The organism is Variovorax sp. P1_G12 (genome assembly GCF_056405555.1).
The window spans coordinates 142,598-169,033 of sequence record NZ_JBFUBW010000015.1; the positions used below are offsets into that span (position 1 = coordinate 142,598).

Annotated in this window: 28 protein-coding genes and 2 pseudogenes; 17 read left to right on the plus strand and 13 right to left on the minus strand. The window is 66.7% G+C overall.

What is annotated here, in order from left to right; all coding sequences use genetic code 11:
* The first annotated feature begins 2 nt into the window (after positions 1 to 2).
* Genes AC1D2O_RS18900 through AC1D2O_RS18940 form a run of 9 tightly spaced genes read left to right on the plus strand, consistent with a single transcriptional unit; the run spans position 3 to position 10,172 of the window.
* A complete protein-coding gene (locus AC1D2O_RS18900) occupies positions 3 to 800 on the plus strand; it encodes an enoyl-CoA hydratase-related protein (RefSeq protein ID WP_478089619.1) in 798 nt (265 codons plus the stop codon).
* Positions 797 to 2,602: an acyclic terpene utilization AtuA family protein gene (locus AC1D2O_RS18905; protein WP_478089616.1), complete on the plus strand. Its 1,806-nt coding sequence runs from the start codon at positions 797 to 799 to the stop codon at positions 2,600 to 2,602. Before AC1D2O_RS18900 ends, AC1D2O_RS18905 begins: the two co-directional genes overlap by 4 nt.
* Entirely contained in the window at positions 2,599 to 3,462 is an 864-nt protein-coding gene (locus AC1D2O_RS18910) for a TetR/AcrR family transcriptional regulator (RefSeq protein ID WP_478089615.1), read from the plus strand. The genes AC1D2O_RS18905 and AC1D2O_RS18910 overlap by 4 nt, the downstream gene beginning before the upstream one ends.
* Positions 3,459 to 4,931: an acetyl-CoA carboxylase biotin carboxylase subunit gene (locus tag AC1D2O_RS18915; RefSeq protein WP_478089614.1), complete on the plus strand. Its 1,473-nt coding sequence runs from the start codon at positions 3,459 to 3,461 to the stop codon at positions 4,929 to 4,931. Before AC1D2O_RS18910 ends, AC1D2O_RS18915 begins: the two co-directional genes overlap by 4 nt.
* Positions 4,932 to 4,950: 19 nt before the next feature.
* Positions 4,951 to 5,436 (plus strand): acyl-CoA carboxylase biotin carboxyl carrier protein subunit, encoded by a 486-nt coding sequence (locus AC1D2O_RS18920; protein ID WP_478089613.1) that lies wholly within the window; start codon positions 4,951 to 4,953, stop codon positions 5,434 to 5,436.
* Positions 5,433 to 7,043, plus strand: coding sequence for an acyl-CoA carboxylase subunit beta (locus AC1D2O_RS18925; RefSeq protein WP_478089612.1), 1,611 nt, complete (start codon positions 5,433 to 5,435; stop codon positions 7,041 to 7,043). Before AC1D2O_RS18920 ends, AC1D2O_RS18925 begins: the two co-directional genes overlap by 4 nt.
* 33 nt (positions 7,044 to 7,076) lie before the next feature.
* Positions 7,077 to 8,747 (plus strand): AMP-binding protein, encoded by a 1,671-nt coding sequence (locus tag AC1D2O_RS18930; RefSeq protein WP_478157703.1) that lies wholly within the window; start codon positions 7,077 to 7,079, stop codon positions 8,745 to 8,747.
* Entirely contained in the window at positions 8,744 to 9,385 is a 642-nt protein-coding gene (locus AC1D2O_RS18935) for a DsbA family protein (protein WP_478089610.1), read from the plus strand. The genes AC1D2O_RS18930 and AC1D2O_RS18935 overlap by 4 nt, the downstream gene beginning before the upstream one ends.
* Before the next feature lie 4 nt (positions 9,386 to 9,389).
* Positions 9,390 to 10,172, plus strand: a complete 783-nt coding sequence (locus tag AC1D2O_RS18940; protein ID WP_478089609.1) for an enoyl-CoA hydratase/isomerase family protein — start codon at positions 9,390 to 9,392, stop codon at positions 10,170 to 10,172.
* Between the two features lie 6 nt (positions 10,173 to 10,178).
* Here the strand turns inward: AC1D2O_RS18940 and AC1D2O_RS18945 are convergent, their stop codons facing one another.
* From AC1D2O_RS18945 to AC1D2O_RS18955, 3 genes are all read right to left on the minus strand, one after another.
* Positions 10,179 to 10,622 carry a bacteriohemerythrin gene (locus AC1D2O_RS18945; RefSeq protein ID WP_478089608.1) on the minus strand — a complete coding sequence of 148 codons (444 nt, stop codon included), beginning with the start codon at positions 10,620 to 10,622 and terminating at the stop codon, positions 10,179 to 10,181.
* A gap of 107 nt (positions 10,623 to 10,729) precedes the next feature.
* Positions 10,730 to 11,041: a helix-turn-helix domain-containing protein gene (locus tag AC1D2O_RS18950; protein WP_478089607.1), complete on the minus strand. Its 312-nt coding sequence runs from the start codon at positions 11,039 to 11,041 to the stop codon at positions 10,730 to 10,732.
* A 191-nt stretch (positions 11,042 to 11,232) separates the two neighbouring features.
* Complete coding sequence (locus AC1D2O_RS18955; protein ID WP_478089606.1) at positions 11,233 to 12,339, minus strand: hypothetical protein; 1,107 nt, start codon at positions 12,337 to 12,339, stop codon at positions 11,233 to 11,235.
* Here AC1D2O_RS18955 and AC1D2O_RS18960 point away from each other — a divergent pair.
* A complete protein-coding gene (locus AC1D2O_RS18960) occupies positions 12,338 to 12,721 on the plus strand; it encodes a hypothetical protein (protein WP_478157704.1) in 384 nt (127 codons plus the stop codon). The genes AC1D2O_RS18955 and AC1D2O_RS18960 overlap by 2 nt on opposite strands.
* Positions 12,722 to 12,773: 52 nt before the next feature.
* Here the strand turns inward: AC1D2O_RS18960 and AC1D2O_RS18965 are convergent, their stop codons facing one another.
* The gene (locus tag AC1D2O_RS18965) at positions 12,774 to 13,208 is read right to left on the minus strand and encodes a bacteriohemerythrin (RefSeq protein ID WP_478089605.1); all 435 of its coding nucleotides are present in this window, start codon (positions 13,206 to 13,208) and stop codon (positions 12,774 to 12,776) included.
* A gap of 95 nt (positions 13,209 to 13,303) precedes the next feature.
* Entirely contained in the window at positions 13,304 to 13,840 is a 537-nt protein-coding gene (locus AC1D2O_RS18970) for a helix-turn-helix domain-containing protein (RefSeq protein ID WP_478157710.1), read from the minus strand.
* 334 nt (positions 13,841 to 14,174) lie between these two features.
* Here AC1D2O_RS18970 and AC1D2O_RS18975 point away from each other — a divergent pair, with 334 nt between their 5' ends.
* The gene (locus AC1D2O_RS18975) at positions 14,175 to 14,570 is read left to right on the plus strand and encodes a hypothetical protein (RefSeq protein WP_478157705.1); all 396 of its coding nucleotides are present in this window, start codon (positions 14,175 to 14,177) and stop codon (positions 14,568 to 14,570) included.
* Positions 14,571 to 14,878: 308 nt separating this feature from the next.
* Positions 14,879 to 15,544: a hypothetical protein gene (locus AC1D2O_RS18980; RefSeq protein WP_477650683.1), complete on the plus strand. Its 666-nt coding sequence runs from the start codon at positions 14,879 to 14,881 to the stop codon at positions 15,542 to 15,544.
* Here the strand turns inward: AC1D2O_RS18980 and AC1D2O_RS18985 are convergent.
* Entirely contained in the window at positions 15,522 to 16,445 is a 924-nt protein-coding gene (locus AC1D2O_RS18985; RefSeq protein ID WP_478157706.1) for a hypothetical protein, read from the minus strand. The genes AC1D2O_RS18980 and AC1D2O_RS18985 overlap by 23 nt on opposite strands.
* Positions 16,446 to 16,747: 302 nt before the next feature.
* Between AC1D2O_RS18985 and AC1D2O_RS18990 the strand changes: the two genes are divergently transcribed.
* Entirely contained in the window at positions 16,748 to 17,467 is a 720-nt protein-coding gene (locus tag AC1D2O_RS18990) for a hypothetical protein (RefSeq protein WP_478092442.1), read from the plus strand.
* A 127-nt stretch (positions 17,468 to 17,594) separates the two neighbouring features.
* Positions 17,595 to 17,901 (plus strand): annotated as a pseudogene (locus tag AC1D2O_RS18995) (IS5/IS1182 family transposase); the annotation flags it as partial.
* 42 nt (positions 17,902 to 17,943) lie between these two features.
* On the opposite strand, the gene AC1D2O_RS19000 reads toward AC1D2O_RS18995, so the two are convergent.
* Entirely contained in the window at positions 17,944 to 18,453 is a 510-nt protein-coding gene (locus AC1D2O_RS19000; protein WP_478157711.1) for a DUF1993 domain-containing protein, read from the minus strand.
* Positions 18,454 to 18,546: 93 nt separating this feature from the next.
* Between AC1D2O_RS19000 and AC1D2O_RS19005 the strand changes: the two are divergent.
* Positions 18,547 to 18,891, plus strand: a pseudogene (locus AC1D2O_RS19005) (transposase); the annotation flags it as partial.
* Between the two features lie 192 nt (positions 18,892 to 19,083).
* On the opposite strand, the gene minE reads toward AC1D2O_RS19005, so the two are convergent.
* Genes minE through minC form a run of 3 tightly spaced genes read right to left on the minus strand, consistent with a single transcriptional unit; the run spans position 19,084 to position 20,990 of the window.
* Positions 19,084 to 19,356, minus strand: coding sequence for a cell division topological specificity factor MinE (gene minE / locus AC1D2O_RS19010; RefSeq protein WP_478092445.1), 273 nt, complete (start codon positions 19,354 to 19,356; stop codon positions 19,084 to 19,086).
* Positions 19,357 to 19,358: 2 nt separating this feature from the next.
* Complete coding sequence (minD, locus tag AC1D2O_RS19015) at positions 19,359 to 20,171, minus strand: septum site-determining protein MinD (RefSeq protein WP_478092447.1); 813 nt, start codon at positions 20,169 to 20,171, stop codon at positions 19,359 to 19,361.
* A gap of 57 nt (positions 20,172 to 20,228) precedes the next feature.
* Positions 20,229 to 20,990 carry a septum site-determining protein MinC gene (minC, locus tag AC1D2O_RS19020; protein WP_478092449.1) on the minus strand — a complete coding sequence of 254 codons (762 nt, stop codon included), beginning with the start codon at positions 20,988 to 20,990 and terminating at the stop codon, positions 20,229 to 20,231.
* A 268-nt stretch (positions 20,991 to 21,258) separates the two neighbouring features.
* On the opposite strand from minC, the gene AC1D2O_RS19025 reads away from it, so the two are divergent.
* A complete protein-coding gene (locus tag AC1D2O_RS19025; protein WP_478157707.1) occupies positions 21,259 to 23,358 on the plus strand; it encodes a carboxypeptidase regulatory-like domain-containing protein in 2,100 nt (699 codons plus the stop codon).
* 81 nt (positions 23,359 to 23,439) lie between these two features.
* On the opposite strand, the gene AC1D2O_RS19030 is transcribed toward AC1D2O_RS19025, so the two are convergent.
* Together AC1D2O_RS19030 and AC1D2O_RS19035 are read right to left on the minus strand one after the other, a co-directional pair.
* The gene (locus tag AC1D2O_RS19030; RefSeq protein ID WP_478088261.1) at positions 23,440 to 24,804 is read right to left on the minus strand and encodes a solute carrier family 23 protein; all 1,365 of its coding nucleotides are present in this window, start codon (positions 24,802 to 24,804) and stop codon (positions 23,440 to 23,442) included.
* 49 nt (positions 24,805 to 24,853) lie between these two features.
* The gene (locus tag AC1D2O_RS19035) at positions 24,854 to 25,282 is read right to left on the minus strand and encodes a hotdog fold thioesterase (protein WP_478088259.1); all 429 of its coding nucleotides are present in this window, start codon (positions 25,280 to 25,282) and stop codon (positions 24,854 to 24,856) included.
* A gap of 155 nt (positions 25,283 to 25,437) precedes the next feature.
* On the opposite strand from AC1D2O_RS19035, the gene AC1D2O_RS19040 reads away from it, so the two are divergent.
* Complete coding sequence (locus AC1D2O_RS19040; protein ID WP_478088257.1) at positions 25,438 to 25,833, plus strand: hypothetical protein; 396 nt, start codon at positions 25,438 to 25,440, stop codon at positions 25,831 to 25,833.
* Positions 25,834 to 25,893: 60 nt separating this feature from the next.
* Here the strand turns inward: AC1D2O_RS19040 and AC1D2O_RS19045 are convergent.
* Positions 25,894 to 26,436 (minus strand): methyl-accepting chemotaxis protein (locus AC1D2O_RS19045; protein ID WP_478157708.1); only part of this gene is annotated, 543 nt, incomplete at its 5' end.

Sequence of the window (26,436 nt, forward strand, 5' to 3'; positions counted from 1 at the left end):
GCATGAGCACGAATCCGACGCCGGCACAGGTCAGGGTCGAACGGCAAGGCGCCGCCTGCCGCATCACCATCGACCGTGCCGAGGCGCACAACACGATGACCGACACGGTGATGGTCGCGCTGACCGAGGCGCTGCGCCAGGCCGAGGCGATGGAAGGCGTGCGCGCCATCGTGCTCACCGGCGCCGGCGACAAGACCTTCTGTGCCGGCGGCCAGCTCAAGCCGACTGCCGACGGCTCGCCGTTCGCGCTGGAGCCCGGCCGCTTCGACAATCCGGTGGCCGAGCTGTTCCGTGCGCTCGATCGCTGCAACCTGCCGATCATCGCGCGCGTCAATGGCGGCGCCTTCGGCGGCGGGCTGGGCCTGGTCTGCGCCTGCGACTTCGCGATCGCCGCCGAGGGCGCGATGTTCGGCACCACCGAGGCCCGCGTCGGCGTATTCCCGATGATGATCCTGCCGCTGCTGATGCGCGTGATCCCGCGCCGGCGGCTGCTCGAGATGTGCTTTCTCGCGCATCGCTTTCCGGCCGGCGATGCCGAGCGCTTCGACATCGTGAACCGCGTGGTGCCGGCCGCGGAGCTCGATGCCGCGGTCGACGAACTGGTGGCCAAGCTCGCGGCCAATTCGCCGGTCGCGCTGCGCATCGGCCGCCGCGCCATCGGCGCGGTCACCGACCTGTCGTTCAACGACGCCTTGAATCTCGCGCAGGCCATCCTGCCCGTGCTGTCGCAGAGCGAGGACACGCGCGAGGGCATGAAGGCCTTCGCCGAACGCCGCGCGCCGGAGTGGCCCGGACGATGAACACCTTGCCTGAACGCCGAACCCGCCCGCTGCGCATCGGCTGCGCCAGCGGCTTCTGGGGCGACTCCGAGAGCGGTGCCTCGCAGCTCGTGCGGCTTGGCGAGATCGACTACCTGGTCTTCGACTTCCTGGCCGAGATCACGATGTCGCTGCTGGCCCGTGCCAAGGCCAAGTCGGCCGACGCCGGCTATGCGCCGGATTTCGTGCGGGTGGTGGCGGCGCTTGCGCCCGAGCTGAAGGCGCGCGGCATCCGCGTGGTGTCGAACGCCGGCGGCGTCGATCCGGCCGCCTGCCGGCTGGCGCTGCAAAAGGAACTCGAAGCCCAGGGGATCGCGTTGCGGATCGCGGTGGTGGAGGGCGACGACCTGTCCGGCCAGGCCGATGCGCTGCGCGCGGCCGGCACGCGCGAGATGTTCAGCGGCGCACCGATGCCGGCCGAGCTGCTCAGCATCAATGCCTACCTTGGCGCGCAGCCGATCGTCGCCGCGCTGGCGGCCGGGGCCGACATCGTGATCACCGGCCGTGTGGTCGACAGCGCGGTCACGCTGGCGCCGCTGGTGCATGAATTCGGCTGGGGCTGGCAGGACTGGGACCGGCTCGCGACCGGCAGCCTGGCCGGCCATCTGATCGAATGCGGCGCCCAGGCCACCGGCGGCCTCTTCACCGACTGGGAGCGGGTGCCCGGCTGGGACGACATGGGCTTCCCGATCGTCGAATGCCCGGCCGACGGCCGGAGCTTCGTGCTGACCAAGCCGCCCGGCACGGGCGGGCTGGTGATTCCCGCCACCGCGGCCGAGCAGATCGTCTACGAGATCGGCGACCCGCGCGCCTACCTGCTGCCCGACGTGTGCTGCGACTTCTCCGAGGTGCGGCTCGAACAGGACGGGCCCGATCGCGTGCGCGTCAGCGGCGCGCAAGGCCGGCCGGCGCCGCTCAGCTACAAGGCCAGCGCCACCCATGCCGACGGCTGGCGCCTGCTGGGCACGCTGATGATCGGCGGGCCGGAAGCGGCACGCAAGGCGCAGCGCGTGGGCGAGGCGATCCTGGCGCGCTGCCGGCGGCTGCTGGCCGAGCGCGGACTGGCCGATTTCGGCGAAGCCCACATCGAGGTGCTGGGTGCGGAGAGCACCTACGGCCCGCATGCGCGCACGCGGCACAGCCGCGAGGTGGTGCTGAAGCTGGCCGCGCGGCATGCATCGCGCGCCGCGCTCGAACTGCTGGCGCGCGAAATCGCGCCGTCGGCGACTGCCATGGCACAAGGCATCACGGGCTTCGCCGCGGGCCGGCCGTCGCCTTCGCCGGTGGTGCGGCTGTTCTCGCTGCAGGTGGACCGTGCGGCGGTGCCGGCGCGCGTTTCGATCGACGGGCAGGCGCTGCCGTTCGACGAACTGCAGGTCGGCCAGCCGATCGCCGCGCTCGATGGCGCGCAAGAGCAGCCGGCCGCCGCGTCGGCGGCCGACACCGTGCGCGTCCCGTTGATCCGCATCGCCCATGCGCGCAGCGGCGACAAGGGCGACATGGCCAACATCGGCGTGATCGCACGCTCGCCCGAAGCCTATGCATGGCTGCTGCGCGCGCTCGACGCCGACACCGTCGCGGCCTACTTCGCGCACGTGGCCAAGGGCCGCGTCAGGCGCTACCCGCTGCCCGGCTTTCACGCGCTGAACTTCACGCTCGAGAACGCGCTCGGCGGCGGCGGCATCGCCTCGCTGCGCTACGACCCGCAGGGCAAGGCGCTGGCGCAGATGCTGCTCGACCTGGAACTCGACGTGCCGGCCGACTTGGTACAAAGCCTTTCATGAAAACCACTGCCACAAAGTCCAAAGCACCTGCCAGAAAAGGCAGCTCGAACGCGGCCGGTTCGCCCGGCGCAATCCCGGGCGAAGCCCTTGCACCCATCGCCGCCGGCAAGCAGACGCCACGCCGGCTGCGCCGCGCGGCCGAGATCCTGGCTGCGGCGCGCGAAGTGTTCCTCGAGAAGAGCTTCGAGCGTTCCTCGGTGGCCGAGATCGCGGCCCGCGTCGGCGTCGTCGAAGGGCTGGTCTACACCTATTTCCCGACCAAACGCGACCTGCTCAACGAGGTGCTGCGCGGCATGTACGAGCCGCTGATCCAGGACATCGCCGATGGCTTCGCGCGTATCCACGGCTTCCGCAGCCGGCTGCGTTTCCTGGTCTGGCGGCACCTGCGCGTGTACGTCGAGGAGCCCGGGCTCTCGCGCATCGTGCTGCACGAGGTGCGCACCAGCCCGGACTACTTCCAGTCGGTGCTGCACGACCTGCAAGTGCGCTACACCGCCTTCCTGGTGCGCACCGTGCGCGAGGCGGTGGAGGAGGGCGAACTGCCCGCCGACACCGACGTCGAGCTGATCCGCAGCATGCTCTACGGGGGCATCGAGCACCGCATGTGGTCGCAGCTGTACGGCCGCGGCAGCATCGACATCGAAGCCACCGCGGACCGCTGCACGGCCATGCTGCTGGGCGGCATGCTGATGGCGCGCGAAGCCGCGCTCGACGCCGGGCCCGGCACCACCACTGCGGCGCCGCGCTCGGGCGGCGACATCGAGGCCCGTCTCGCGCGGCTCGAACGGATCGTGGCCGGCGGCGTGCTGCCGCCGGCTCCCGCAGCCCCTGCAGCAAAGCGACGCAAAGACCTCCCATGACGCCGATCCGAAAGCTCTTCATCGCCAACCGCGCCGAGATCGCGCTGCGCATCGTGCGCACGGCCAGCCGTCTCGGCATCGAGACCGTGGTGCCCTGGCACCGGCAGGACCGCGCCGGCCCCGCGCTGCTCGCCGCCACCGGGTCGGTGGAAGTCTTCGGCGAGCCGCCGGTCGCGGCCTGGCTCGATGCCCAGGCCATGATCCGCGCCGCGCGCCAGAGCGGCTGCGACGCCATCCATCCGGGCTACGGCTTCCTGTCGGAGAACGCGGCCTTCGCGCAGGCCGTGGCGGATGCCGGGCTGGTCTTCGTCGGTCCACCCGCGGGCGTGATCGAGCTGATGGGCGACAAGATCAGCGCGCGCCGCTTCGCGGTGCAGCACGACGTGCCGGTCACGCCCTCGGCCGACGAGGCCGACGACCCTGCGAGCTTTGCCGAGCGCGCGCGCGGCATCGGCTTTCCGCTCCTGATCAAGGGCGCCGCGGGCGGTGGCGGCAAGGGCATGCAGATCGTGCGGCGCGAGCAGGAGCTGGCCGCCGCCATCGACATCGCGCGCGCCGAGAGCCAGCGCTATTTCGGCGACGGCCGCCTGTTCGCCGAGCGCTTCGTCGAGCGGCCGCGCCACATCGAGGTGCAGGTCTTCGGCGACAGCCACGGCCACGTGATCCATCTGGGCGAGCGCGAGTGCTCGATCCAGCGCCGCTTCCAGAAGTTGATCGAGGAGTCGCCGGCGCCCGGGCTGCCGGCGGCGCTGCGCGAGCGCATCTGCGCCGCGGCCGTGCGCCTGGCATCGGCGGCAGGCTACGTCAACGCGGGCACGGTCGAATGCATCGTCTCGCCCGAGGGCGAGTTCTTCTTCCTCGAGATGAACACGCGGCTGCAGGTGGAGCATCCGGTGACCGAGATGGTCACCGGCCTGGATCTCGTCGAGCTGCAGCTGCGCGTGGCGCAGGGCGAGGCGCTGGGCATCGCGCAGGCGCAGGTGACCAGCGCCGGCCACGCCATCGAATGCCGCATCCTGGCGGAAGACGCGGACGCCGGCTTCGTGCCGGACACCGGCCGCGTGCTGCTGCTGCACGCGCCGCAGGGGCCGGGCGTGCGCTTCGACGTCGGCGTCACCGAAGGCGCGCCCGTGACCGCCGATTTCGACTCGATGCTCGCCAAGCTCGTGGTGCACGGCGCCGACCGCCGCCTCGCGATCTCCCGCATGCGCACGGCGCTGGCCGAGACCACGATGCTGGGCGTCACGATCAACAACGACTTCCTGGCGCGGGTGCTGCGGCATCCGGCCTTCGCGCAGGGCGAGACCGACACCGGCTTCCTCGAACGGCATCGCGAGGCGCTGGCACCGGCCGCGCTGACCGATGGCGAGCGCCACGCGCTGCTGGCAGTCGCCGCATCAGCGGCGCCCGACCGCGCCGCCCGCACCGTCCCCGAGCCCTACGCCTCGATGGGTGCCTGGCGCAACTGATCTTCACTAGGCCTCATTCATGACCACCTTCCTGTTCAGCCATGCGCCCGCGGTGCGGCACCGCGTCCACGCCCACGCCGAAGCGGTGCAAGTCGACGATGTCCGGCTCGCGGTGCGCGCCGCCGGCGGCGGCAGCTTCGTCACCACGGTCGACGGCCGCAGCGAGCGCCTGAATGCCGTCGCGCACGGCGACTCGGTCTACGTGCAGCTCAAGGGACGGGCCTGGCGCATGGACCGCGTCGACCCCGCCCGCTCGAGCAACGGTGCCGCGGCCGGCGTTGCGGGCGCCTCGCTGGCACCGATGCCGGGCGTCGTCGTCTCGCTGCAGGCCACGCTCGGACAGGCGGTGCGCCAAGGCGATGCGCTGCTGGTGATCGAGAGCATGAAGCTGCAGATGACCATCGGCGCCGCGGCCGACGGCGTGGTGGCCGAACTGCCGCTGGCGGTCGGCCAGACCTTCCAGCGCGGCGCGGTGCTGGTGCGCACGGAGGAACCATCGCAATGAGCCGCATCCAGAGCCAGATCGACACCGGCAGCGCGAGCTTCCGGCAGAACCACGCGGCGATGGCCGAACGCGTCGATGCGCTGCGCCGCAAGCTGCACAGCGCGCGCTACGAGCGACCGGAACGCGACATCGAGCGCCTGCACCGGCAGAAGAAGCTGACCGTGCGCGAGCGGCTCGATCTGCTGCTCGACCCGGGCACGCCGTTCCTGGAGATCGGCGCACTCGCCGCCAACCGCTCGTACGAGGGCGAGGTGCATGGTGCAGGGCAGGTCTCGGGCATCGGCATCGTCCAGGGCCGCGAGGTGATGATCCATGCGGACGATCCGAGCATCAAGGGCGGCGCCTGGTATCCGCTGTCGATCAAGAAGATCGTCCGCACGCTCGACATCGCGATCGAGAACCGGCTGCCGGTGATCCACCTCTGCGACAGCGCGGGCGGCTTCCTGCCGCTGCAGTCGGAGCTGTTCCCCGACCGCCATGCGGCCGGCCGCATCTTCCGCAACCAGTGCACGCTGTCGAAGATGGGCGTGCCGCAGATCGCCGTGGTGCTCGGCCACTGCACCGCGGGCGGCGCCTACATCCCGGCGCTGTGCGACTACAGCGTGATCGTGCGCGGCAACGGCGGCGTGTTCCTCGGCGGCCCGCCGCTGGTCAAGGCGGCGACCGGCGAGGTGGTCACGGCCGAGGCGCTGGGCGGCGCGCAGATGCACACCACGGTCTCGGGCACCTGCGACTACGCGGCCGACGACGAGCCGCATGCGCTGTCGATCGCGCGCGACATCCTGGCCCAGACCACGCCCGGCCGCAAGCAGGCGATCGACCGCATCGAGGCCGAGCCGCCGCACTACGATCCGCAGGAGCTCTACGGGATCATCCCGACCGACTGGAAGACCGGCTTCGACATGCGCGAGGTGATCGCGCGCATCGTCGACGGCAGCCAGTTCCACGAGTACCAGCCGGACTACGGCACCACCATGGTCTGCGGCTATGCGCGCATCTGGGGCTGCAAGGTCGGCATCCTGGCCAACAACGGCGTGCTTTTCAACGACAGCTCGCTCAAGGCCGCGCACTTCATGCGGCTGTGCGACCGCGACCGCACGCCGCTGGTCTTCCTGCAGAACATCACGGGCTACATGGTCGGTCGCGAGTACGAGGAGCGCGGCATCACCAAGGACGGCGCCAAGATGATCATGACGCAGGTCGGCTGCACGGTGCCCAAGTTCACCGTGATCGTCGGCGGCTCGTTCGGCGCCGGCAACTACGGCATGTGCGGGCGCGCCTTCGACGGCCGCTTCCTCTGGATGTGGCCGCAGTCGCAGATCGCGGTGATGGGCGCCGAGCAGGCAGCCAACACGCTGGCCGATGTGAAGGTGCGCCAGCTGCAGCGCAACGGCCATGCGCTGTCGGACGAGGAGATCGCGGCGATCCGCGACCCGGTGCTCAAGAGCTTCGAGGCCGAGAGCGATGCCTACCACTCGACCTCCGAGCTGTGGGACGACGGCATCCTCGATCCGGTCGACACGCGCAATGCGCTCGGCATGGCGATCGCGGCCTCGCTGAACGCGCCGTTCAGCGACGACGTGGGCTACGGCGTGCTCAGGCTCTGAGCCGCCGCGCGGCGAAGAAGGAGACGACGGAACATGATCGCGATCGACGACAACAGCACCATCGGCGACACCTTCTCAAGGGCCGCGGACATGTATGCGGACAAGGTCTTCCTGGCCGTGCCCGCCAACCCGGCGCGCGCCTACGCGGCCGAAGGTGTCGAGATCAGCTACCGCGCCGCGGCGCAGGCCGTGCAGGCGTTGACGCGAACCTATGCCGCCGCGGGCTACGGCGTCGGCCACCGCATCGGCCTGCTGCTGGAGAACCGGCCCGAGCACCTGCTGCACAAGCTCGCGATGAACGCGCTGGGCGTGTGCTGCGTCCCGCTCAATCCCGACCATCGGGCGGGCGAGCTGGCCTTCGTGATCGACCATGCGAAGGTCGAGCTGGTGGTCGTCGTCGCGGCGCTCGACGCGCTGCTGCAGGCCGCGCTGGCCGAGGCCGCGCAGCGGCCGGGCGTGGTGCGCCTCGATGCCTTCGAGCAAGGCCTGCCGCGCGCGGCGCGAGCCGCCGCATCCACCACGCCCGATGGCCAGACCCCGGCCAGCGTGCTCTACACCAGCGGCACCACGGGCCGGCCCAAGGGCTGCGTGCTGTCGCACCGCAGCGAGCTCGCGTTCGGCGCCTGGTACGCGACGCGCGGCGGCCTGGCCGGCTTCGGCGAGGGCTGCGAGCGGATCTACAACCCGCTGCCGCTGTTCCACGTGAACGCGTCGATCTTCTCCTTCTACTGCGCGATGCTCAAGGGCAACTGCCAGGTGCAGACCGACCGCTTCCATGTCTCGCGCTGGTGGACCGAGGTGCGCGAATCGCGCGCGACGGTCGTGCACTACCTGGGCGTGGTGGTGCCGATGCTGCTGGGCCAGCCGGCGAGCCCGCTGGACCGCGAGCACGCCGTGCGTTTCGCCATCGGCGCCGGCGTCGAGCCGCAGCGGCATGCGAGCTTCGAGCAGCGCTTCGGCTTCCCGCTGATCGAGATCTGGGGCATGACCGAGATCGCGCGCGCGCTGATCGACAACCAGGCGCCGCGCCGGGTCGGCACACGGGCCTTCGGCCGCGCGCAGCCCGGGCTCGAGGTCCGGGTGGTCGACGATGCCGACATCGACGTGGCCGACGGCACCGACGGCGAGATGCTGATCCGCCATTCGGCCGCGACGCCGCGCAAGGACTTCTTCAGCGGCTACCTCGACGATCCGAAAGCCACCGAGGCGGCGTGGCGTGGCGGCTGGTTCCATACCGGCGACATCGTCCGGCGTGCGCCCGACGGCATGCTGCACTTCGTCGACCGGCGCAAGAACATCATCCGGCGCTCGGGCGAGAACATCGCCGCGGCCGAGGTCGAGGCGCTGCTGCAGACGCATCCGTGGGTCGACCAGGTGGCGGTGCTGGCATTGCCGGACGACGTCCGGGAGGAGGAGGTGCTCGCCTGCGTCGTGCTGCGCCCGGAGGCCGGCGCGGATGTCGATGCCGCGGTGCGCGCGCTGTTCGATCTCTGCCACGCGAAGCTGGCCTACTACAAGGCGCCGGGATGGGTCTGGGTGACCGACCGCATCCCGACCACCGCCACGCAGAAGATCCAGAAGCACCAGATCTTCCCGCCGGGCATCGATCCGCGCGGCCTGGCCGGCATGCGCGACCTGCGGGCCCTGAAGAAGCGCGGCGCCACCCCCGGCCCGAGTCCGGCGCTGGCCGGGACACCGACATGAGCGCGCAGGCACCGATCGACTTCTGGTTCGACTTCGTGTCGCCCTATGGCTACCTGATGTCGGAGAAGATCGATGCGCTGGCCGCGCGGCACGGGCGCAGCGTCCGCTGGCGGCCGGTGCTGCTGTTCGCGGTGTTGCGGGCGCTCGATCTGCCGGCGCCGCTGGCCAGCGAGACCAAGCGCGCCTACATGTGGCGCGACTTCGAACGCTCGGCGCGCTTTCTCGGTGTGCCCTTCCGTTTGCCCGATGGTTTCCCGGCGATCGCGCCGCATGCTGCGCGCGCATTCCATCTTCTCGACCGCAGCGAACCCGCGGCCGCCATGCGTTTCGCCCGGGTGGCCATGCGCGGCTACTTCCGCGACGGGGCGGCACTCGACGACGCCGGCCAGGTGGCGCGCTGGGCCTGCGAGGCAGCGCCTGCCCTCGGTGATGCGAAGGGTTTCGAGCACCGGCTCGGAGGCACGGAAGCGAGGGAGCTGCTTCGCCAGGAGGTCGAAGAGGCCGTGCGCCAGCGTGTCTTCGGCTCGCCCTTCATCGTGATCGATGGCGAAGCCTTCTTCGGCGTCGATCGCTTGCCGCAGATCGACGCCTGGCTGGACGGCCGCCTGTTGCCGGCCCCCCACGCACGAGGAGCCTGATCGCATGTCCGATCCCGTACTGATCCATGTCGAAGGCGCCGTCGGCGTCATGCGCTTCAACCGCGGCCAGTCGCTGAACACCCTGGACCTGCCGATGTTGCTCGCCATGGAGGCGGCCTTGACGGCGCTGGAGGCCGACGATGCGGTGCGCGCCATCGTTGTCACCGGGGCCGACGACCGGGCCTTCGTCGCCGGCGGCGACATCAAGGACTTGAACAGCCGGCGTGGGCTGGCGCACTACCAGGCGTTCGGCGCCGTGGTGCAACGCGTGTTCCGCCGCTTCGAGAGCTGCCCGAAGCCGACGCTCGCGGCCGTCAACGGATGGGCGCTCGGCGGGGGCATGGAGCTGATGCTGTGCATCGACATCCGCCTGATCGGCGAGGGCGTGCGCATCGGCTTGCCGGAGATCAAGCTCGGCCTGTTCCCGGGCGGCGGCGGCTCGCAGCGCCTGATGCGCCAGCTGCCCCTGTGCCAGGCCAAGCTGCTGATGTTCGCGGGCGACCCGATCGAGGCGCGCGAGGCGCTGGCGCTGGGACTGGTCAACGCGGTGGTGGCGCCCGAGCGGCTGCAGGCCGAGACGATGGCGCTGGCCCGGCGCATTGCCGAGCAATCCCCCGTGGCCTTGCGCCTGCTCAAGAAGTCGATGCTGCACGGGGCCGACATGCCGATCGACGCGGCGCTCGAATACGAGCGCGCCATGATCAGCCTGGTGTTCGACAGCGACGATGCGCACGAGGGCTGCGAAGCCTTCATCGGCAAGCGCAAGCCGGTCTTCAACGGGTCCTAGCCGCCCTCAGGCGCGCGCCGCCGCCGCCAGGCTGCCCGGCCCCCGATCCCCGTTCGCGGGGTCGAAGCGCACGCCGCGCAGGTGGAGCGCCAGCGCGGCGTCCATGGTCTGCACGTGCTTGCTGTGCCAGTCGCGCAGCTGCCACACCATCTGCCGGACCTGGAGCAGGCGGCCCTCGTCGGCCTGCACGATGCCTTCGCGCATCACCTCCAGCACCACCCGGTGCTGCAGCATGTGGTCCTTGCGCTGTGAAAAACCGGTGGACTGCATCCAGAGATCCTCGCGGGCGAAGTTCTCGGCGGTGCAGGCGACCACCTCGCGCCAGGCCGCCGGCAGTTGCGCGTCGTCGGCGGCGTCGGCGATCGCCAGCCGCGCGACGAAGGCCTCGCGGGCCCGGTCCATGAAAGGCAAGTCGAGCGACAGTGCGCCGGACCGATCCGAGGCTGACATGTGTTTTCTCCTGGATAGAAAGACACAAGGCTAGCCCTCCCGCGCGAGGGATTCATTGACCTGCGACAAGCATCGCGGCAGGTCGCGGATGAAGGCTTAGGGCCTGTTCACGCTACTTCCGGGTCGCGAAGGTATGCCAGGACGGGCCAATCAAGGCGCGCGACGGCGCCCAGGCGTTCCACCCGAAGGCCCTTGCTCGAAGGCACATGGCTGAAATCGGTGCGGCAGCGCTGCTCGGCGAAGAGGCGCGAGAGCATGGAGCGCGAGACGCCGGAGCGTTGTGTGAGCTCCAGGGGCGAGATGCCTGCGGCCTGGCGCAGGCGATTGATCTGGGTTCCGACGAGCGCGGCGGCTTCGCTGCGGGCCGGCTTGGCCTTGGGAGTCGGCAGGTAGAGCGCAGTTCCGCGAGCGGATCGCATCGCATTGATTGCGAAGCTGCTCCTCAGAGAGCGGAGTGGCGATACGGGCCCGTTAGGGTCATTCGGCGCCTTCGCACGCGCACGTTGGTGCGATGCGAAAAGCCGCGCGCAATTGGACCTCGGGCGGACGGAACCGGCGACGAGGCAACGGTTAGGGTCAGCGACGCGGGCGTGCCTTCTTGCGCGCGCGTTCAGTTCGCGGGAACGGTCAACACTGGGGCCTGCTGCGCGGGGCCCGTCTCGGCCAGCGACATCAGCAGCAGCATGAAGCTGAAGATGGCCTTGGATCTGATGTCGCGGTTGTCGACCCAGAACCAGCGGCCCTGGTAACGCACCGACACGAAGGGCTCCGCTGGTGTTTCGTTGCCGGCCCGGATCCTGACCAGCGGCTGGTCGCGTGGGTGGCCGTTCGTTGCGGCCGCGGGGACGTTGCTGCTGCGGCCCTCGGCGATGTCTTGCGCCGGCACCTCGACCGAGCCAGAGATCTCGGTCAGGATCTCGAGGATCGAGCGTGAGAGGATCGCCACCTCGCGATTGTCGCGAGGAAGATCACCGAAAGTCAGCCTGAGCTCCTGTGCTCCGGGATCGATGGCGAGTGTTTCACGCAGGAGGCGGATGTCGTCGACCACCGCTCGTGGCAGCCTGTGAGCGCTGAAGGTGATCAGCGCGGTCTCGTCGGCTCCGCGGCGCTCGAGCCTGAAACCTATCGCCTCGGACACCTGCACGCGTCGCAGTGCGTCGAGGGCCTGGTAGAACTCCGGGTCAGCTTCGCGGATGCCGAGGGCGCGGTTGCTGCGGTTGTATACGCCGTTGATCGCGCGGGTCGTCAACTGGAACACCAGGTCGATCGGGAAGCCGGCCTGTACGAGCTGGAACAGCGCGGTCGGCTGGATCGGCCGCAACAGGCTGCGCGTGAACTTCTCGCCCAGCAACGGCGCATAGCTGATCGTGGGCTTGTCGATGTAGAGCGCACCCGCGCCGAGCGTGAGGCCCTTGCCGGTTCCGTCCGGCACGCCCGGTGTCAGACCCGAGGAGAACACGCTGCTCAAGCTTACCTGGCTCTGTACCTGGTACGAGGCGATCACCGAAGAGACATCGAGGAACATCGGTGTGTCGCCATAGCGCAGCTTGACGATGTTGAGCAGCATCTGCTCCTTCCACGAACTGGCCAAGGCCTCCGAGTACACGAGGCGATCGCGATTCACCGAGCCCGCACCGATGCTCGCGCACGCCGACAGCAGCACCAACAGCGCCACCATCGGCAGCACGAGCGCAAGACGATGCAGTCGATTCGGCATGAATCCTGTCTCCCGTGAGGTGCCACCCGCCGAGCGCCGCGCGCCGGGCTGCGTCCAGCCCGCCCCCCGCCAGGGTCAAGGAAGCACCTACAAGCTGCGCAGCTACCCAGCCGCGAAGGCCGAGATCGCGCAGCTTGCGACCGTCCAGCACGATGTCAGCACCGCAAGCGCCAAGCCCTTCTGCCACCGGAAACTCATGATGGCACGAATGACCTTTCACGGGAACCTCAGGACGTTGCAACCCGGCACGCGAGTCCTGCGGCTTCACATCCCTCTCTCCCAGACAACTGAGATCGCGCTGGGCGATGTTCTAGACGGGCACCGGCCCTTGGCGCCGATTCGCAACATGCGGGTCAGCTGTTCACACGCGATTTCGTCCTGATCGCTCGGTGCCATGCGCGACCCAGGTCAAAGGTGCAGTCGAGCCACTGTTCTCAGCTGGACACCAGCACCAGCGCCCCGCCGCGCACACCCTCATCCCCCCTGTTCGCCGGCTCGAACCGCGCCCCCCGCAGATGCAGCGCCAGCGCCGCATCCATCGACTGCACGTGCTTGTGATACCAGTCGCGGAACTGCCAGGCCATCTGCCGGACCTGCAGAAGCTGGCCCTCATGGGCCTGCACGACGCCTTCGCGCATGACCTCCAGCACCACCCGGTGCTGCAATGTGTGGTCCTTGCGGCAGGAGAAGCGGGTGGCGTGCATCCACTCGTCCTCGCGCGCGAAGCTCTCGGCCGCCAGGTCGACCACCCGCTGCCAGGCGGCCGGCAGCTCGGCATCGCCGGCTTCGTCGACGCGCTTCAACAGGACCGTGAACTGCTCGTGCGCCCGGTCCATGAAGGGCAATTCGAGCGAAAGCGAGGCTGCCATGTCAGATCTCCGCATTGAAAGACACAAGGCTAGCCCTGCCGCGCGCGGGGTTCATTGACCTGCGACAAGCATCGCGGCAGGCCGCGAGCAAAGGCCTAGCTGCGCAAGGTGAAGACGATGGAGAGGTACGACACCGGCTGCGTGCCGAGGTCCTCGATGCCGTGCAGCGCGGTGGCATCGAAGAGCAGCGAATCACCGACGCGGAGTTTCACGCGCCTCGGGCCATAGCGATAGGTCACGGCGCCCGATAGAAGATATAGAAATTTCAGGCCCGGATGCTGAAAAGTCACTTGGGGTTTGGCGTCGTCTTCCAGGATGACCAGGTAAGGCTCGACGAACAGGTTGCCCGAGAGCACATGGCCGAGCAGCTCGTAGCGGTAGTCCGCGACGGCGCCGAGGCGCTCCACCCTGAGGCCCTTGCCGGAGGGCACGTGGCTGAAGTCGGTGCGGTATCGGTGCTCGGCGAAGAAGCGCGACAGCGGAACGTCCAGGGCGTTGGCCAGCCGATCCAGAGTCTCGACGGAGGGCGATACCTGGCCGTTCTCGATGCGCGAGAGCATGGAGCGCGACACGCCCGAGCGCTTTGTGAGCTCCACGGCCGAGACGCCGGCAGCCACGCGCAGGCGGTGCACTTGGGCTCCGACAAGGGCGGCGGGTTGGCTGCGCGTGGGCTTGGCCTTGGGCGTCGGCAGGTAGAGCGTCGGCCTCAGCCTGAGGGGGCGCGCGGTCGGGAAGGGGGAGGGGACTTGTCGGGTCTTCATGGCTCGGGCGTCCCTGTCCGAGCCTTGTCGTTGCAAGGCATTTGATCTCCTCCCTCTAGCACCATTGGCAAGTCGCTTCGACGGTCCACCAAGAAGCCGATGTTCGCCTGAGCGTCAACGCATTCGACTTCACTCTAGCATATGAATGGGAAACTTACTAATCAATTGGGAATGATAAAAATCAAGTGCTCGTGACAATCGTTCGGTGCGATCCCGAGTCAAAGAAGCAGAATCATTTTCCGAGCGCTTGCGGGTTGCAATGGCCAAGCGCGGGTACAAGGAATTCGGGGCGACGGCTCTCGCCGAGGCGCTGACGCCGGTCTTTCCGTCAGGGCTCAGCGTACAGACCACGCACAACTGGGCATCGGGCAAGTCGGTCCCGCGAGCGGACCGCATCGCATTGATCGCGAAGCTGCTTGATGTGTCGCCGCATTGGCTCCAGCACGGGCCAGATCCGCAAGGTGAACGAAAAAATCCCAAGACGCTGGATGGGGAGATCAGCGGGAAGGCGTTCGCCGAGCGGTTTCATGCGCTGACGGCGGAGCAGCGGCGGATCATGTTGGCGTTGTTGCATGAATTTGAGCGTGGGCGGTCTAGGTGAACTACGGTGAGAGCGTGGGGTCCCGGGAGGCGATGGGATCGTTAGCCGATCGATTCATTGCCTCGGACTTCTGCTGAACACCAATTGCCGCCTTTCGCGCGGCGACGGCCAAAGACTCAGTTCGGCCAGAAGCAGCCGGTCGACCGCGCCGCAGAATTCATGAGGTAGCGGACGTTCGCTGTGCGCGTACAACGTTTTCCCTTCGGAACCGCCCCTCGTCCGCTGCGCATGCCCCCGGGGACTCGTTGCGTCGCCGCTCGCCGAGCTAAACCACAATTCGACGTCACTTTTGGAACCCGCAACTCAGCATGAACTCGTGGCAAATCCCCGGTCGATACGATTTCTCGATTCCTGAAGCTCAGTGGCTTTCGGACCTATCCGGCATCGATTCGGACCTAGATGCTGTCATTCGAATCTGCGCTTGGTGCGTGGCGAAGGGGAAGGAGGTGTCGCACTTGCCGAAGGAGGGCAATGAGGCGGCGCAGTGGTACGACGAGGTCCAAGCAATCGGCGACCTAAGCTTTGCGGCCGTTGTTCGCTACGGTCGCACTTTTGGTAGTGGCGCGCGCAACGGCATTCCCTCTGAGTGGATATCAATGCTTCCGGAAAACTTGCGCGAAAGTCATGCCTATTTCAAAGCCCTTCGCGACAAGTACATCGCTCATTCGGTTAACGAACTAGAAGACAACCAAGTTTTTGTTCTGCTCAAGCCCCAGTTTGGCGAACATCAAGAACCAACGCACATTACTGTTGATAGAGGGCACTTGGTCGGGCTCAGTCTGCAGAACCTCAATACCCTCTCTCAACTTGTCGGTGCCCTAAAGGGGATGGTGTCGGAAGCGATTAAATCGGAGATGGATAAGCTGCTCACCATTTCGCGCAGCATGCGGGTAGACGAAATTCGGGCTCGTAGTACGGCCGTCGTCCCCATTCCGGGAAAGGCAGAGACCTTCAAGGTTCGGAAGAAGTTCTAGCAGCGAGAGTCGCTAGAAAATCGTCCCAGCCGTGCTGTCCAAAGTTGCCGTAGGGGTGGAAGTCAAACCATCCATCCCAGTTCCGAAGCGCATCTTCGAACCCGACGACTTTCATGACCGTAAAGCAGACGAGCATCTGCAGGTGCAGAAGGTAGTCTTCACCGTTCACCGTGACGCTGTTGCTATGGCCTAGGTCTATCTTCTTCGTCAACTCTCCGTTGTGAAAGATGGCGTTGCGGAGGTGCACGTAAGTGGATATCGCACGCGGGAGGTTCTTCGGGTTGTCCTCACTCACCTTGAAACCATAGCCGGCGAGCGTGCGTGCGATGGTCGCTTGTGCTGACGAGCGTGTGTCCTTCTGCATCGCACGCGCAAACGCTTCCAGACCCGACATCAGCAGGAAGTAGGAAACCTCCAAAAATGGGCTGCGTTGCCGACAGGTTTCGGCCGCCTTGATGAGAAGCAATCGAAACTTGGTCTCCTCGCAGAACTTGTCATCTGCGAGATGGGCCATGGCGCGTTCAATGAAGTCACGGCGTGCCTCGCGGTGCGGGTTGTAGTGGTCAGCGGCAATCACTTCACCGCCATTCGGAGAACGTTCTCCAAGGCGCATGACTTCGCCGAAGTGCGTAACCGGCTCGGAGGTCGCAGCCCCATCCTCCGTGGGTTCGCTCAGACGTACGTCTAAGCGCTCCATGAACGACAGGACAGCACCTAGTCGGTGGGGGACCGCGCTGTCCTGCAAGCGGGTGCCCGAAACCGTACCGGTAAGCTGGTGCACCTCTCGGTCATGGGCGCGCTTCCTCGCTTCGACGGGGTCCCTATAGAGCGGCTGGAACTTGAGTCCATGAGCCTCGAACGCTCGTGTGAAATTGAACCCGAAGATTCCGCATGTGGTCATCGAATAGCTCCTCCGGTGGCAGGCCTTGCCACGCGGCGAGCATACCTGCGCGATGGCAAACCGATAGCAAACGGCATGGCAAACGCATAGCAAATGCGATTTTGGGGGGCATAGGGGTTCGCCATACCGAGCATCATTGCTCCGCCGACGAATCACGCCTTAGACTTCCGCAGTCGGCCACAGGCAGCCGGTCGCTTACGCCGCAGAAATCGCGGGATAGCGGTCGATCGCAGCGCGCGCAAAACGCTTTGATTGCGGGTCGGGGACACATCGCTGAAGCGCGTGCACACAAACTGAAGGCCATGAACAATTGGCCGCCATCTCTCATCCACACACCACCCCAACTAAAAATGATGATGCTCAGATCTTTTCGCGATCGATTAAATCGCATGGGCTGCGTCGGCCGCAGCCTCTCATTGGCAGTCTTCCTCGCCGCTCTTTCTGGTTGCGCGACTAGCACGAAGTATCCATATGACGATGCATGGAAAGATCAGGCTTCGACCTTCCGAATCATCGATCAACGACCAGAGGTCGAGAAAACTCCAGAGGTCATTAGCTTGTCACTTCAGAGCGAGAGATACGGGGAGTATCGGCTCGGGGACGCACAGCTCGTCCCGGAGCGCATCGCGTACATCAGAGGCCAGCTACTCGCCATAAATGCTGACCAATTTGATCAGACAACTGCCTATCTCAAACATTTCGAAATCTTCAACAAACTTGGCAGTGCTCATAGAAATGCCGCCGCTAACTTTGCGTTCAGCGCTGCTGCTGCCTCAGCAGGCATTCCGGACGGCGGCCCTGGCATTTTGAGCGTCAGCGCAGACGGCACGCCCATAGCCCAATGGCCTCGAATTGAGCTATTCGTTGAAATCGAGCTGAATGGAAAAACGTACAGCTCCACTCAGCGCATTCCCTACCACGGGCTCAACAAGAGCATAAACATGCGATACCCCGTTCAAGCGCTCAAGGTGGCGATGCGAGATGCCGCTCAAGATATCGCGGCCAAGGCATCGAACAAGTAGTGATCGGCAGGCCACGAGGCTGCCATGTGTGATTTCCTCAAGGAAAGTCACAAGGCTAGCCCTCCCGCGCGAGGGACTCATTGACCCGCGACAAGCATCGCGGCAGGTCGCGAACGAAGGCCTAGGCGATGCCGCCAGTCAGGGCAAGGCTCGCAAGCCCCATGAGTTCGGCGGGAAGGTCCGCGTGGCGGTCTCGCACAAGCAGGGCTTGATGGTTGGAGCGCGCAGCTTCACGGGCAATCCGTATGACGGGCATACGCTGGCCGAGCATTCACCGGGGCCGGATCAAGACGATGGCCGATCAACAAAGACGCTGGCTCAAACGAAGACAGGCGGTCGAGCCCGCCATCGGGCACCTCAAGCACGACAACGGAATGGATCGGAGCTGGCTCAAGGGGCAAACGGGCGATGCGCTGCACGCGGTGCTGTGCGCCATGCCATCGCGCGGCAGTGGCCCGAGTGGCTGAACGCTTGTGTTAGTAGGCACCCATATAGTCGCGCTTACCGATCTCAATACCGTTGTGGCGCAAGATGGCATAGACGGTGGTCACGTGGAAGAAGAACTGCGGCAGACCATAGTGCAGAAGATATGCGCTGGCTGTCAGCTTCTTTTCCTTGGGCGTGCCGGGGCGCAGTACGATCTCGCGGCTCTCGCTTGAATCAAATTGCTCGGACTTGAAGGATTCGATATGGGCTAGAGCCTTGGCAATCAACGCTTGCAGGTCGGCGAAGCTGACCTCGGTGTCGGGCCAGGATGGCACCTCGGCACCAGCCAGTCGGGAGGCAATGCCTTTGGAGAAGTCCGAGGCGATCTGTACCTGACGTATTAGCGGAAACATGTCGGGGAATAGTCGCGCATGCAGCAGAGCATTCGGATCGATATTTTTTTGTGTCGCGTGGTCTTCGGCCTTCTTGAGTACATCGGACAGGGCGCGCAGCATCTGCTGCATGACGGGAACGGAGGCGTTGTACAGCGGGCTGGTCATGGTGAATTCACTTTTCAATTGGGCACGATGGCCGGGGCCGGTATGGCAGAAGCCCTGCCAACCATGCAAGGCTAACAGCAAAAAGGCAATCCGAAATTCGAGGGCAAATGGGACGCATCCTTCGCGCCGATTGGTCAATCCTGGCGGCGCAACTGGATGCGCCTGTCGCCGTTCTTCGATTACCCGGCCGACATCCGCAAGATGATTGACACGACCAACGCCATTGAATCGGTGAACATGAGCCTGAGGAAGATAACCAAGACCCGAGGCTCATTTCCAACCGATGAGGCAGTCTTCAAATTTTTCTACCTGGCACTGAACAACATCAGCCAGAAATGGACGATGCCGATACGGGATTGGAAGGCAGCTCGCATCCATCGACTGCACGTGGTTGTGAGACGAGTCGCGGAACTGCCAGGCCATCTGCCGGACCTGTAGCAACTGGCCCTCGTCGGCCTGCACCACGCCTTCGCGCATGACCTCGAGCGCCACCCGGTGCTGGAGCGTGTGGTCCTTTCGGCAGCGAGGCCGCCATGTGTGATCTCCTCAAGGAAAGACACAAGGCTAGCCCTCCCGCGCGAGGGACTCATTAACCTGCGACAAGCATCGCGGCAGGTCGCGAACGAATGCCTAGCTGCGTGCCGCCAGTGCGTCCGGCAGCTCGATCTTGACCTCGAGTACCTCGAGGTCGTCCTGCTTCTCCAGGTGCACCTTGATGTCCTCGGCCTTGATCGACACGTATTTCGAGATCACCGCGATCAGCTCGCGCTGCAGTTCCGGCAGGTAGTTGGGCCGCTTGGTGCCCAGGCCGCTGCGCTCGTGCGCGAGGATGATCTGCAGCCGTTCCTTGGCGACGCTCGCCGTCTTCTTCTTCTCGCCGAGCAGAAAGGAAAAAAGAGACATGGCTACCTTCCGAAGATTCGTTTGAAGAAGCCCGGCTTCTCGGCGTCGACGAAGCGCATTGCCTTGTCTTCGCCCAGGAAGCGCGCGACCACGTCGCTGTAGGCCTGCGCGACGTCGGTGTCGGTGTCGTGGATCGCGGGCACGCCCTGGTTGGAGGCCTGCAGCACGGTTTCGGACTCGGGAATCACGCCGATCAGCTTGATGCGCAGGATGTCCTGGATGTCTTCGAGCGACAGCATCTGGCCGCCGGCCACGCGGTTCGGGTTGTAGCGCGTGATCAGCAGGTGCTCCTTGATCGGCTCGCTGCCTTCCTTGGCGCGCTTGGTCTTGGAGCCCAGCATGCCCAGGATGCGGTCCGAGTCGCGCACCGAGGAGACCTCGGGGTTGGTCACGATCAGCGCTTCGTCGGCGAAGTGCATCGCCATCATCGCGCCGGTCTCGATGCCCGCGGGCGAGTCGCAGACGATGTAGTCGAAGCCCTGTTCGGCCAGTTCCTTGAGGATCTTCTCGACGCCATCCTGGGTCAGCGCCTCCTTGTCGCGGGTCTGCGAGGCGGCCAGCACGAACAGGTTTTCGCACTGCTTGTCCTTGATCAGCGCCTGGTGCAGGTTGGCCTCGCCCTGGATCACGTTGACCAGGTCGTACACCACGCGCCGCTCGCAGCCCATGATCAGGTCGAGGTTGCGCAGGCCGATGTCGAAATCGATCACGGCCGTCTTCTTGCCTGCCAATGCCAGTCCCGATGCGAAGCTCGCGCTCGTGGTCGTCTTGCCGACGCCGCCCTTGCCCGAGGTCACCACCACAATTTTGGCCATGCCATTCCTTCTTCGTTCGTATGTTTCAGTTGTTCGGTTGCCGAGCGCGCCCATCGATCAGAGGATCGGCTCCATGACGATCTTCTTGCCGTCAAGCGAGATCCGGGCCGGCTTGCCGGCGATCTCCGCCGGCAGCGCCACCTCCGAGGTGCGGTAGATGCCCGCGATGGCCACCAGCTGCGCCTCCATGCAGGTCGTGTAGATGCGCGCCGCAGTATCGCCGCGGGCACCGGCGATCGCCTTGCCGCGCAGCGGCGCGTAGACGTGGACATTGCCGTCGGCAATGACTTCGGCGCCGAAGCTCACCACCGCGGTCACGATCACGTCGCCACCGCGCGCGTAGACCTGCTGGCCCGAGCGCAGCGGCTTGTCGATCACCAGCGTGCCGTTGGCCGGCACCGGCACTTCGCGCACGATCTGGGGCGCTTCGGCGACAGCTTCGGCGGGCGGGGCGGCGGGGCGCGGGGCCGGCGCCACCGGCATCGCGGTGATCGACAGGCCGGCGGCGCGGGCCGCGGCGTGCTGCGCATCGCTGCCGCCACGCACCGCCACCGGCTGGGTCTGGTGGCGCGCCAGCAGGCTGCGCAGCGCGGCGAAGTCGAGCGTATCCCCGGCGTCGGACTCTTCGTCCTGCAGTTGCGAGAGGTCGATGACCACCGGCTCCTGTTCGAAGAAGTCGGGCGAGTCCGCCAACTGGGCGTCGAGCGCTTGCGCCAGCACCTCGAGATCGGCCGTCTTGAGGATGACTGCGATCAGCGGCAGCGTGGCGCTCTTGAATTCGAATACCGCCCTGGTGCGCGCGGCGGATGCATCTGCCATGGAAAAGCTTGTGCGAAAAGCGTTGGAGTCTAACGGGCATGGGGCCGGACGTTGCAAAAGGTCGCAACGATTGGCCGGCCGGACAACACTTCTTGCACCAGGTTGCACTTCGCGCGCGCCGCGCCGTGACTTCGCTCACGGTCGCGAGCCCGCGCCGGCGCTCGCTTAGTGCAATTGCACTATTCATCGCGCCCCGGCCCGCGGAGAGACTCCTTTCACCGCTGTAACAGTTCGTTAGCGGTCCGAATTACCGAGGAGTTTGATTTTGTTGCGCATCCATCCAAAGACGAGATTTGCCCTGTCCACTGCGCTTCTGCTGTCGCTCGCTGCTTGCGGCGGAGGCGGCAGTGGCAGCGGAGGCTTCCTGCCCACCGGCGGCACCAGCACCGGTGGCAGTAGCAGTGGCGGTGGCGCTGGCGCTGGCGCCGGCGGCGATACCGCCACGCCGGCGGCCGCCAAGCTGAGCGGCATCGCCGCCACCGGCGCCGCCTTCGCGGGCGCCAAGGTGACGGTGATCGACCAGCGCGGCATCACCGTGTGCAGCACCGAGACCGACGCCAAGGGGGCCTACGAATGCACCTTGCCCGAGGGCACCAAGGCGCCGCTCGTGGTCATGGCCGCGCGCGACGACCTGACCCTCTACAGCACCACCGCGAGCGCTGCGGGCGGCAACGTCAACGTCACGCCGCTGACCACCATCATCGTTTCCCGCCTCGCGCCCAATGGCGATCCGGCGAACCTGGCCGGCGCCATCGCGACCCAGCCCGACGTGGTGACCGACGCCACGGTCAAGCAGCAGGTGGCCGAACTGATCGCCGCGCTGCAGCCGCTGCTGACCCTGATCGGCGACGCCGTCGACCCGATCAGCGGCAGCTTCACGGCCGACGGCTCCGGCCACGACCGCCTGCTCGACTCGATCGCCGTGAGCGTGCGGCCCGACGGCACGGCCGCCAACATCGAGATCACGGTCAAGAGCGTGCCCGCCACCGAAGGCGCTGCGCCGGTCTCGATCGTCTTCCGCAGCAGCGACGCGACGCCGCCGGCCCTGCCGCAATCCGTCGCGACCGCGACGCTGGCACCGGCCGGCGCCTCGCTGGCCGTGGCCGCGCTGTTCGAGCGCCTCACGCAGTGCTACGCGCTGCCGCTGTCGAAGCGGGTCAACGCACCCAACGACACGGCACCGGTGAGCGGCGTCGCGGCCGACGTCATCGCGCCGGAATGCAAGACCCTGTTCGCCAACGACGATCCAGCCAGCTTCCTCAGCAACGGCAACAAGGTCGGCAGCACCGGCGCGTTCTCGTCGCTCTTCAGGCCCGGCGCCACCGGCCTCAGGTTCGACCGCGGCGTGCAGCAGTTCTTCCGTCCGAACGGCGACATGGTGCTGAGCTACCGCAGCGTCGACAGCACGGGCGCGGAGCAGAACCAGAATCTCGTCGCGAAGAGCGTCGACGGCGTGCTCAAGCTGATCGGCAATCAGTACGCCTACAACGTCAACGTCCTGCCGACCGTGCAGGACCGCGATTTCCTGCATGCGCCGGCGTCCAGCTATCTGAACGTGGCGTACAACGTGACGATCCCCAAAGGCCAGATCAAAGGCGCTGGCAATCCGCTGGTCCAGGCGCTCGTGACGATACCCAACGGCGCCTCCTACACCTACAGGCCGGGCGGCGGCAACGCCAACCTGGTGGTGGACAAGCCGGGCGGCCTGACCGGGAACACCTCGCTGCTGCGCATCGCCGGGGGCTACCGGGATCCGGCCCGCCCGGGCCATCCGTCGGCGGCGGAACCCAACGCCTTCTTCCTGCCGCAGCTCAGCGACGAGGAGCTGCGCCAGCTGCCGGAGCAGGGCGTGTTCACGGTCGTGCTGATCTTCCAGGACAACAGCACCGTGACGCAGACGCACCGCATGACCACGCGGGTGCCGACCATCGCCGAGGCCAGGCAGCGGAAGTTCGCCGACATGACGCCTGCGCTGCGGGCCGAGGTGGTGTCGGGGACCGTGTCGTCCGGCGCCATCGTCTTCGATGCGCCGAACGCCAACGAGCCGAGCCTGATCGACTTCAGCGCCGAGGGCGACGTGGACGGCTGGACGGTCCCGGCCGGTGCGGTCTCGCCGACCGCGCTGACCGCCTACGGCAAGTCGTTCAGCGGGGTGGACTTCGAAGACCGGGTCGATGTCCCCGCCAGCGCACGCAAGGCCAAGATCTATTGCAGCGCGGAGCCCAGCGGCGACGACCATTGCGCGACCCTCAACGGCAATGCGGTCTACGCGGCCAACACCCGGGTCACCCTGTTCCAGCTGTCCGCCACGGACGCTCAGCAGGTGCTGTTCCTCAAGGGCTTCGCGACCTACATGCCCGCCAACTGAAGCAAGTCGCGGCGGAATCCTTGCGATTCCGCCGCGTTGAGGCCCCGCTCGCGCGGGGCTTTTTTTTTGCCAGGCCGCGCCTCAGTCCCGCGAACGCGCGAGCAGCGCGTAGAGCAGGATCGCGCCGAAGGTCGCGGTGCCGATGCCGCCGAGCGCGAACTGGCCGAACTTGAGCGTGAAATCGCCGGTGCCGAGGATCAGCGTGATCGCGGCCACGATCAGGTTCTTGTTCTGCGAGAAATCGACCTTGTTGTCGACCCAGATCTTGGCGCCCGCGACCGCGATCAGGCCGAACACCACGATGCTCACGCCGCCCATCACGGCGAGCGGGATCGCCTGCACCAGCGCGCCGAACTTGGGGCTGAAGCCGAGCACCAGCGCGATCAGCGCGGCGACCACGAACATCGCGGTCGAATAGATCTTGGTCGCGGCCATCACGCCGATGTTCTCGGCGTAGGTCGTGACGCCGGTGCCGCCCACGGCGCCGCTCACCATCGTGGCGACACCGTCGCCGATGAAGGCGCGACCCAGCCAGGGATTGAGGTCGCGGCCGGTCATCGCGCCCACGGCCTTCAGGTGGCCGAGGTTCTCGGCCACCAGGATGATGGCCACCGGCGCGATCAGCAGCATGGCGTTGACCTCGAACACCGGCCTGGAGAAGGTCGGAAGGCCGAACCAGGGCGCGGCCGCCAGCGGCGCGAGGTCGATCGGCTTGCCCAGCCCCATGCCGTTGGTCAGCACCGCATAGATCAGGCTGGCGGCGATCAGGCCCATGAGGATCAGAAGCCGCTGCACCATGCCGCGCGAATAGACCGCGATCAGGCCGACGCACAGGAAGGTCAGGACCTGGATCCAGGTGTCGAAGCCGGTCGGCGCCATGTTCTTGATCGGCACGCTCGCCAGGTTGAGCCCGATCACGGCGACCACCGCGCCGGTCACCACCGGCGGCATCAGCCGCTCGATCCAGTGCACCGCGACGTCCTGTTCGACCTCCTCGACCTCGATGCCCTCCAGCCCCTTGACCGGCGCCGCCTTGGTGTGGCGCTCGTTGGTGAGGGCCACCAGCACGCCGATCAGCGCGTAGATCAGCCCGCAGGCGATGATGCCGCCGAGCGCAACGCCCAGGTTGGCGTTGGGCCCGCTGCCCGAATAGCCGCTGGCCGCGATCACCACGCCGATGAAGGCGAAGCTCGAGCCCAGGTAGCTCGGCACGCGCCCGCCGGTGATGAAGAAGAACAGCAGGGTGCCGATGCCGCTCATCAGGATCGCGATGTTGGGGTTGAAGCCCATCAGGATCGGCGCCAGCACGGTGGCGCCGAACATCGCGATCACGTGTTGCACGCCCATCGCGGCCGTCTGCGGCCACGACAGGCGCTCGTCGGGTGCGACGACGGAGCCCGCGGTGGTGGCGACCTTGCGCCAGCGGGGCAGGTAGGAATCTCTCATGGTCTTCTTCTCCTCGGTTGTTGTTCTTTGCCGGCGCACGCGGTGGCGCTCAGCCGGCTTTCGGGGCGAGCACCGCCATGGTGATGCGCGAGACGCAGCTCAGGTCGCCGGCGTCGTTGGTCATGTCGATCTGCCAGACCTGCGTCGTGCGGCCCAGGTGGACCGGCCGCGCGGTGGCGGTGACCCAGCCCGAGGTGGCCGCGCGGATGTGGTTGGCATTGATGTCCAGCCCCACCGCGCCCTGGCCTTCGGGCGCCGAGTAGTAGGCGCCGCAGGAGCCCAGCGTCTCTGCCAGCACCACCGACACCCCGCCGTGCAGGAGGCCGAAGGGCTGCACCGTGCGCCGGTCGACCGGCACGCGGGCCCGGATGAAGTCGTCGCCTACTTCGAGGAATTCGATGCCCAGCAGCGACACCGTGGTGTCCACGTGGCTCAGGGTCAGTGCCTCGATCGAGATCTCTTTTTTCCAGATGCGCATTGGGGCTCCATGTCAGGGTGGTCAAAACTATAGCGACTGGCGGCGCAAGCCGGCACGGCAAAAACGCGGCCGGTGGCTGACAGCGCGCGCCGTTCCCGCGATGATGATGCGCCCGGGACGATGGTTCCCAGTCAGCTCAGCCGGAGACAGATGCCATGCACATCAGCGATTCGGTCTTCACGGAAGCGAGCTTCTGGCTGATGGTGGCGGTCTCGGTGGTGCTGCCGTTCTGCATCTACGGCGTGATGATCGTCAAGCAGGCGATCTCGCGCCGCACCGTGCTGGTGCTCGGATTCTCCCTGGTCGCGATCGCAGCCGTGAACGTCTACTTCCTGCAGCGGCTGGCCACCACCGCCGCGATCACGCCCTCGCTGGCGGACGATGTGCTCTTCGTCTCGGAGCTGCGGGTGGCGCTCTATCTGCTGCCGGCGCTGTTCGCGGGACTCGGCATCAACGTGATCTCGCACGTCCTCACCACGCACCTGGCCGAGGCCGAGAAGCGCTTCGGCGAGCAGCATCCCGACGACGGCGACGACTCGCAGAATGTCTAGCGAAGGGGCGCCGCTGAATCGACGCCGTGGAACCGGCGCCGTCGGGGACAAGGGGCGTGCCTAGGCCTGCAGCTTGAAGGCGCCGACCACCTGCGACAGATTGCCGGCCTGCTCCTGCAGCGACTGCGCGGCCGCCGAGGCCTCCTCCACCAGCGCCGCGTTCTGCTGCGTCACCTGGTCCATCTGCGTGATCGCCTGGTTGATCTGCTCGATCCCCGAGGTCTGCTCCTGGCTSGCCGCCGTGATCTCGCCCATGATGTCCGTCACGCGCTTCACGCTGTCCACGATCTCTTCCATCGTCCGGCCCGCTTGCGCCACCTGCTTGCTGCCCTCCTCGACCTTGTCCACCGAGTCTCCGATCAGCGTCTTGATCTCCTTGGCCGCCGCCGCCGAACGCTGCGCCAGGCTGCGCACTTCCGACGCCACCACCGCGAAGCCCCGGCCCTGCTCGCCGGCGCGCGCGGCTTCCACGGCCGCGTTCAGCGCCAGGATGTTGGTCTGGAAGGCGATGCCGTCGATGACGCCGATGATGTCCACGATCTTGCGCGAGGAGGCGTTGATCGAGCCCATGGTGCCCACCACCTGGCCCACCACGCTGCCGCC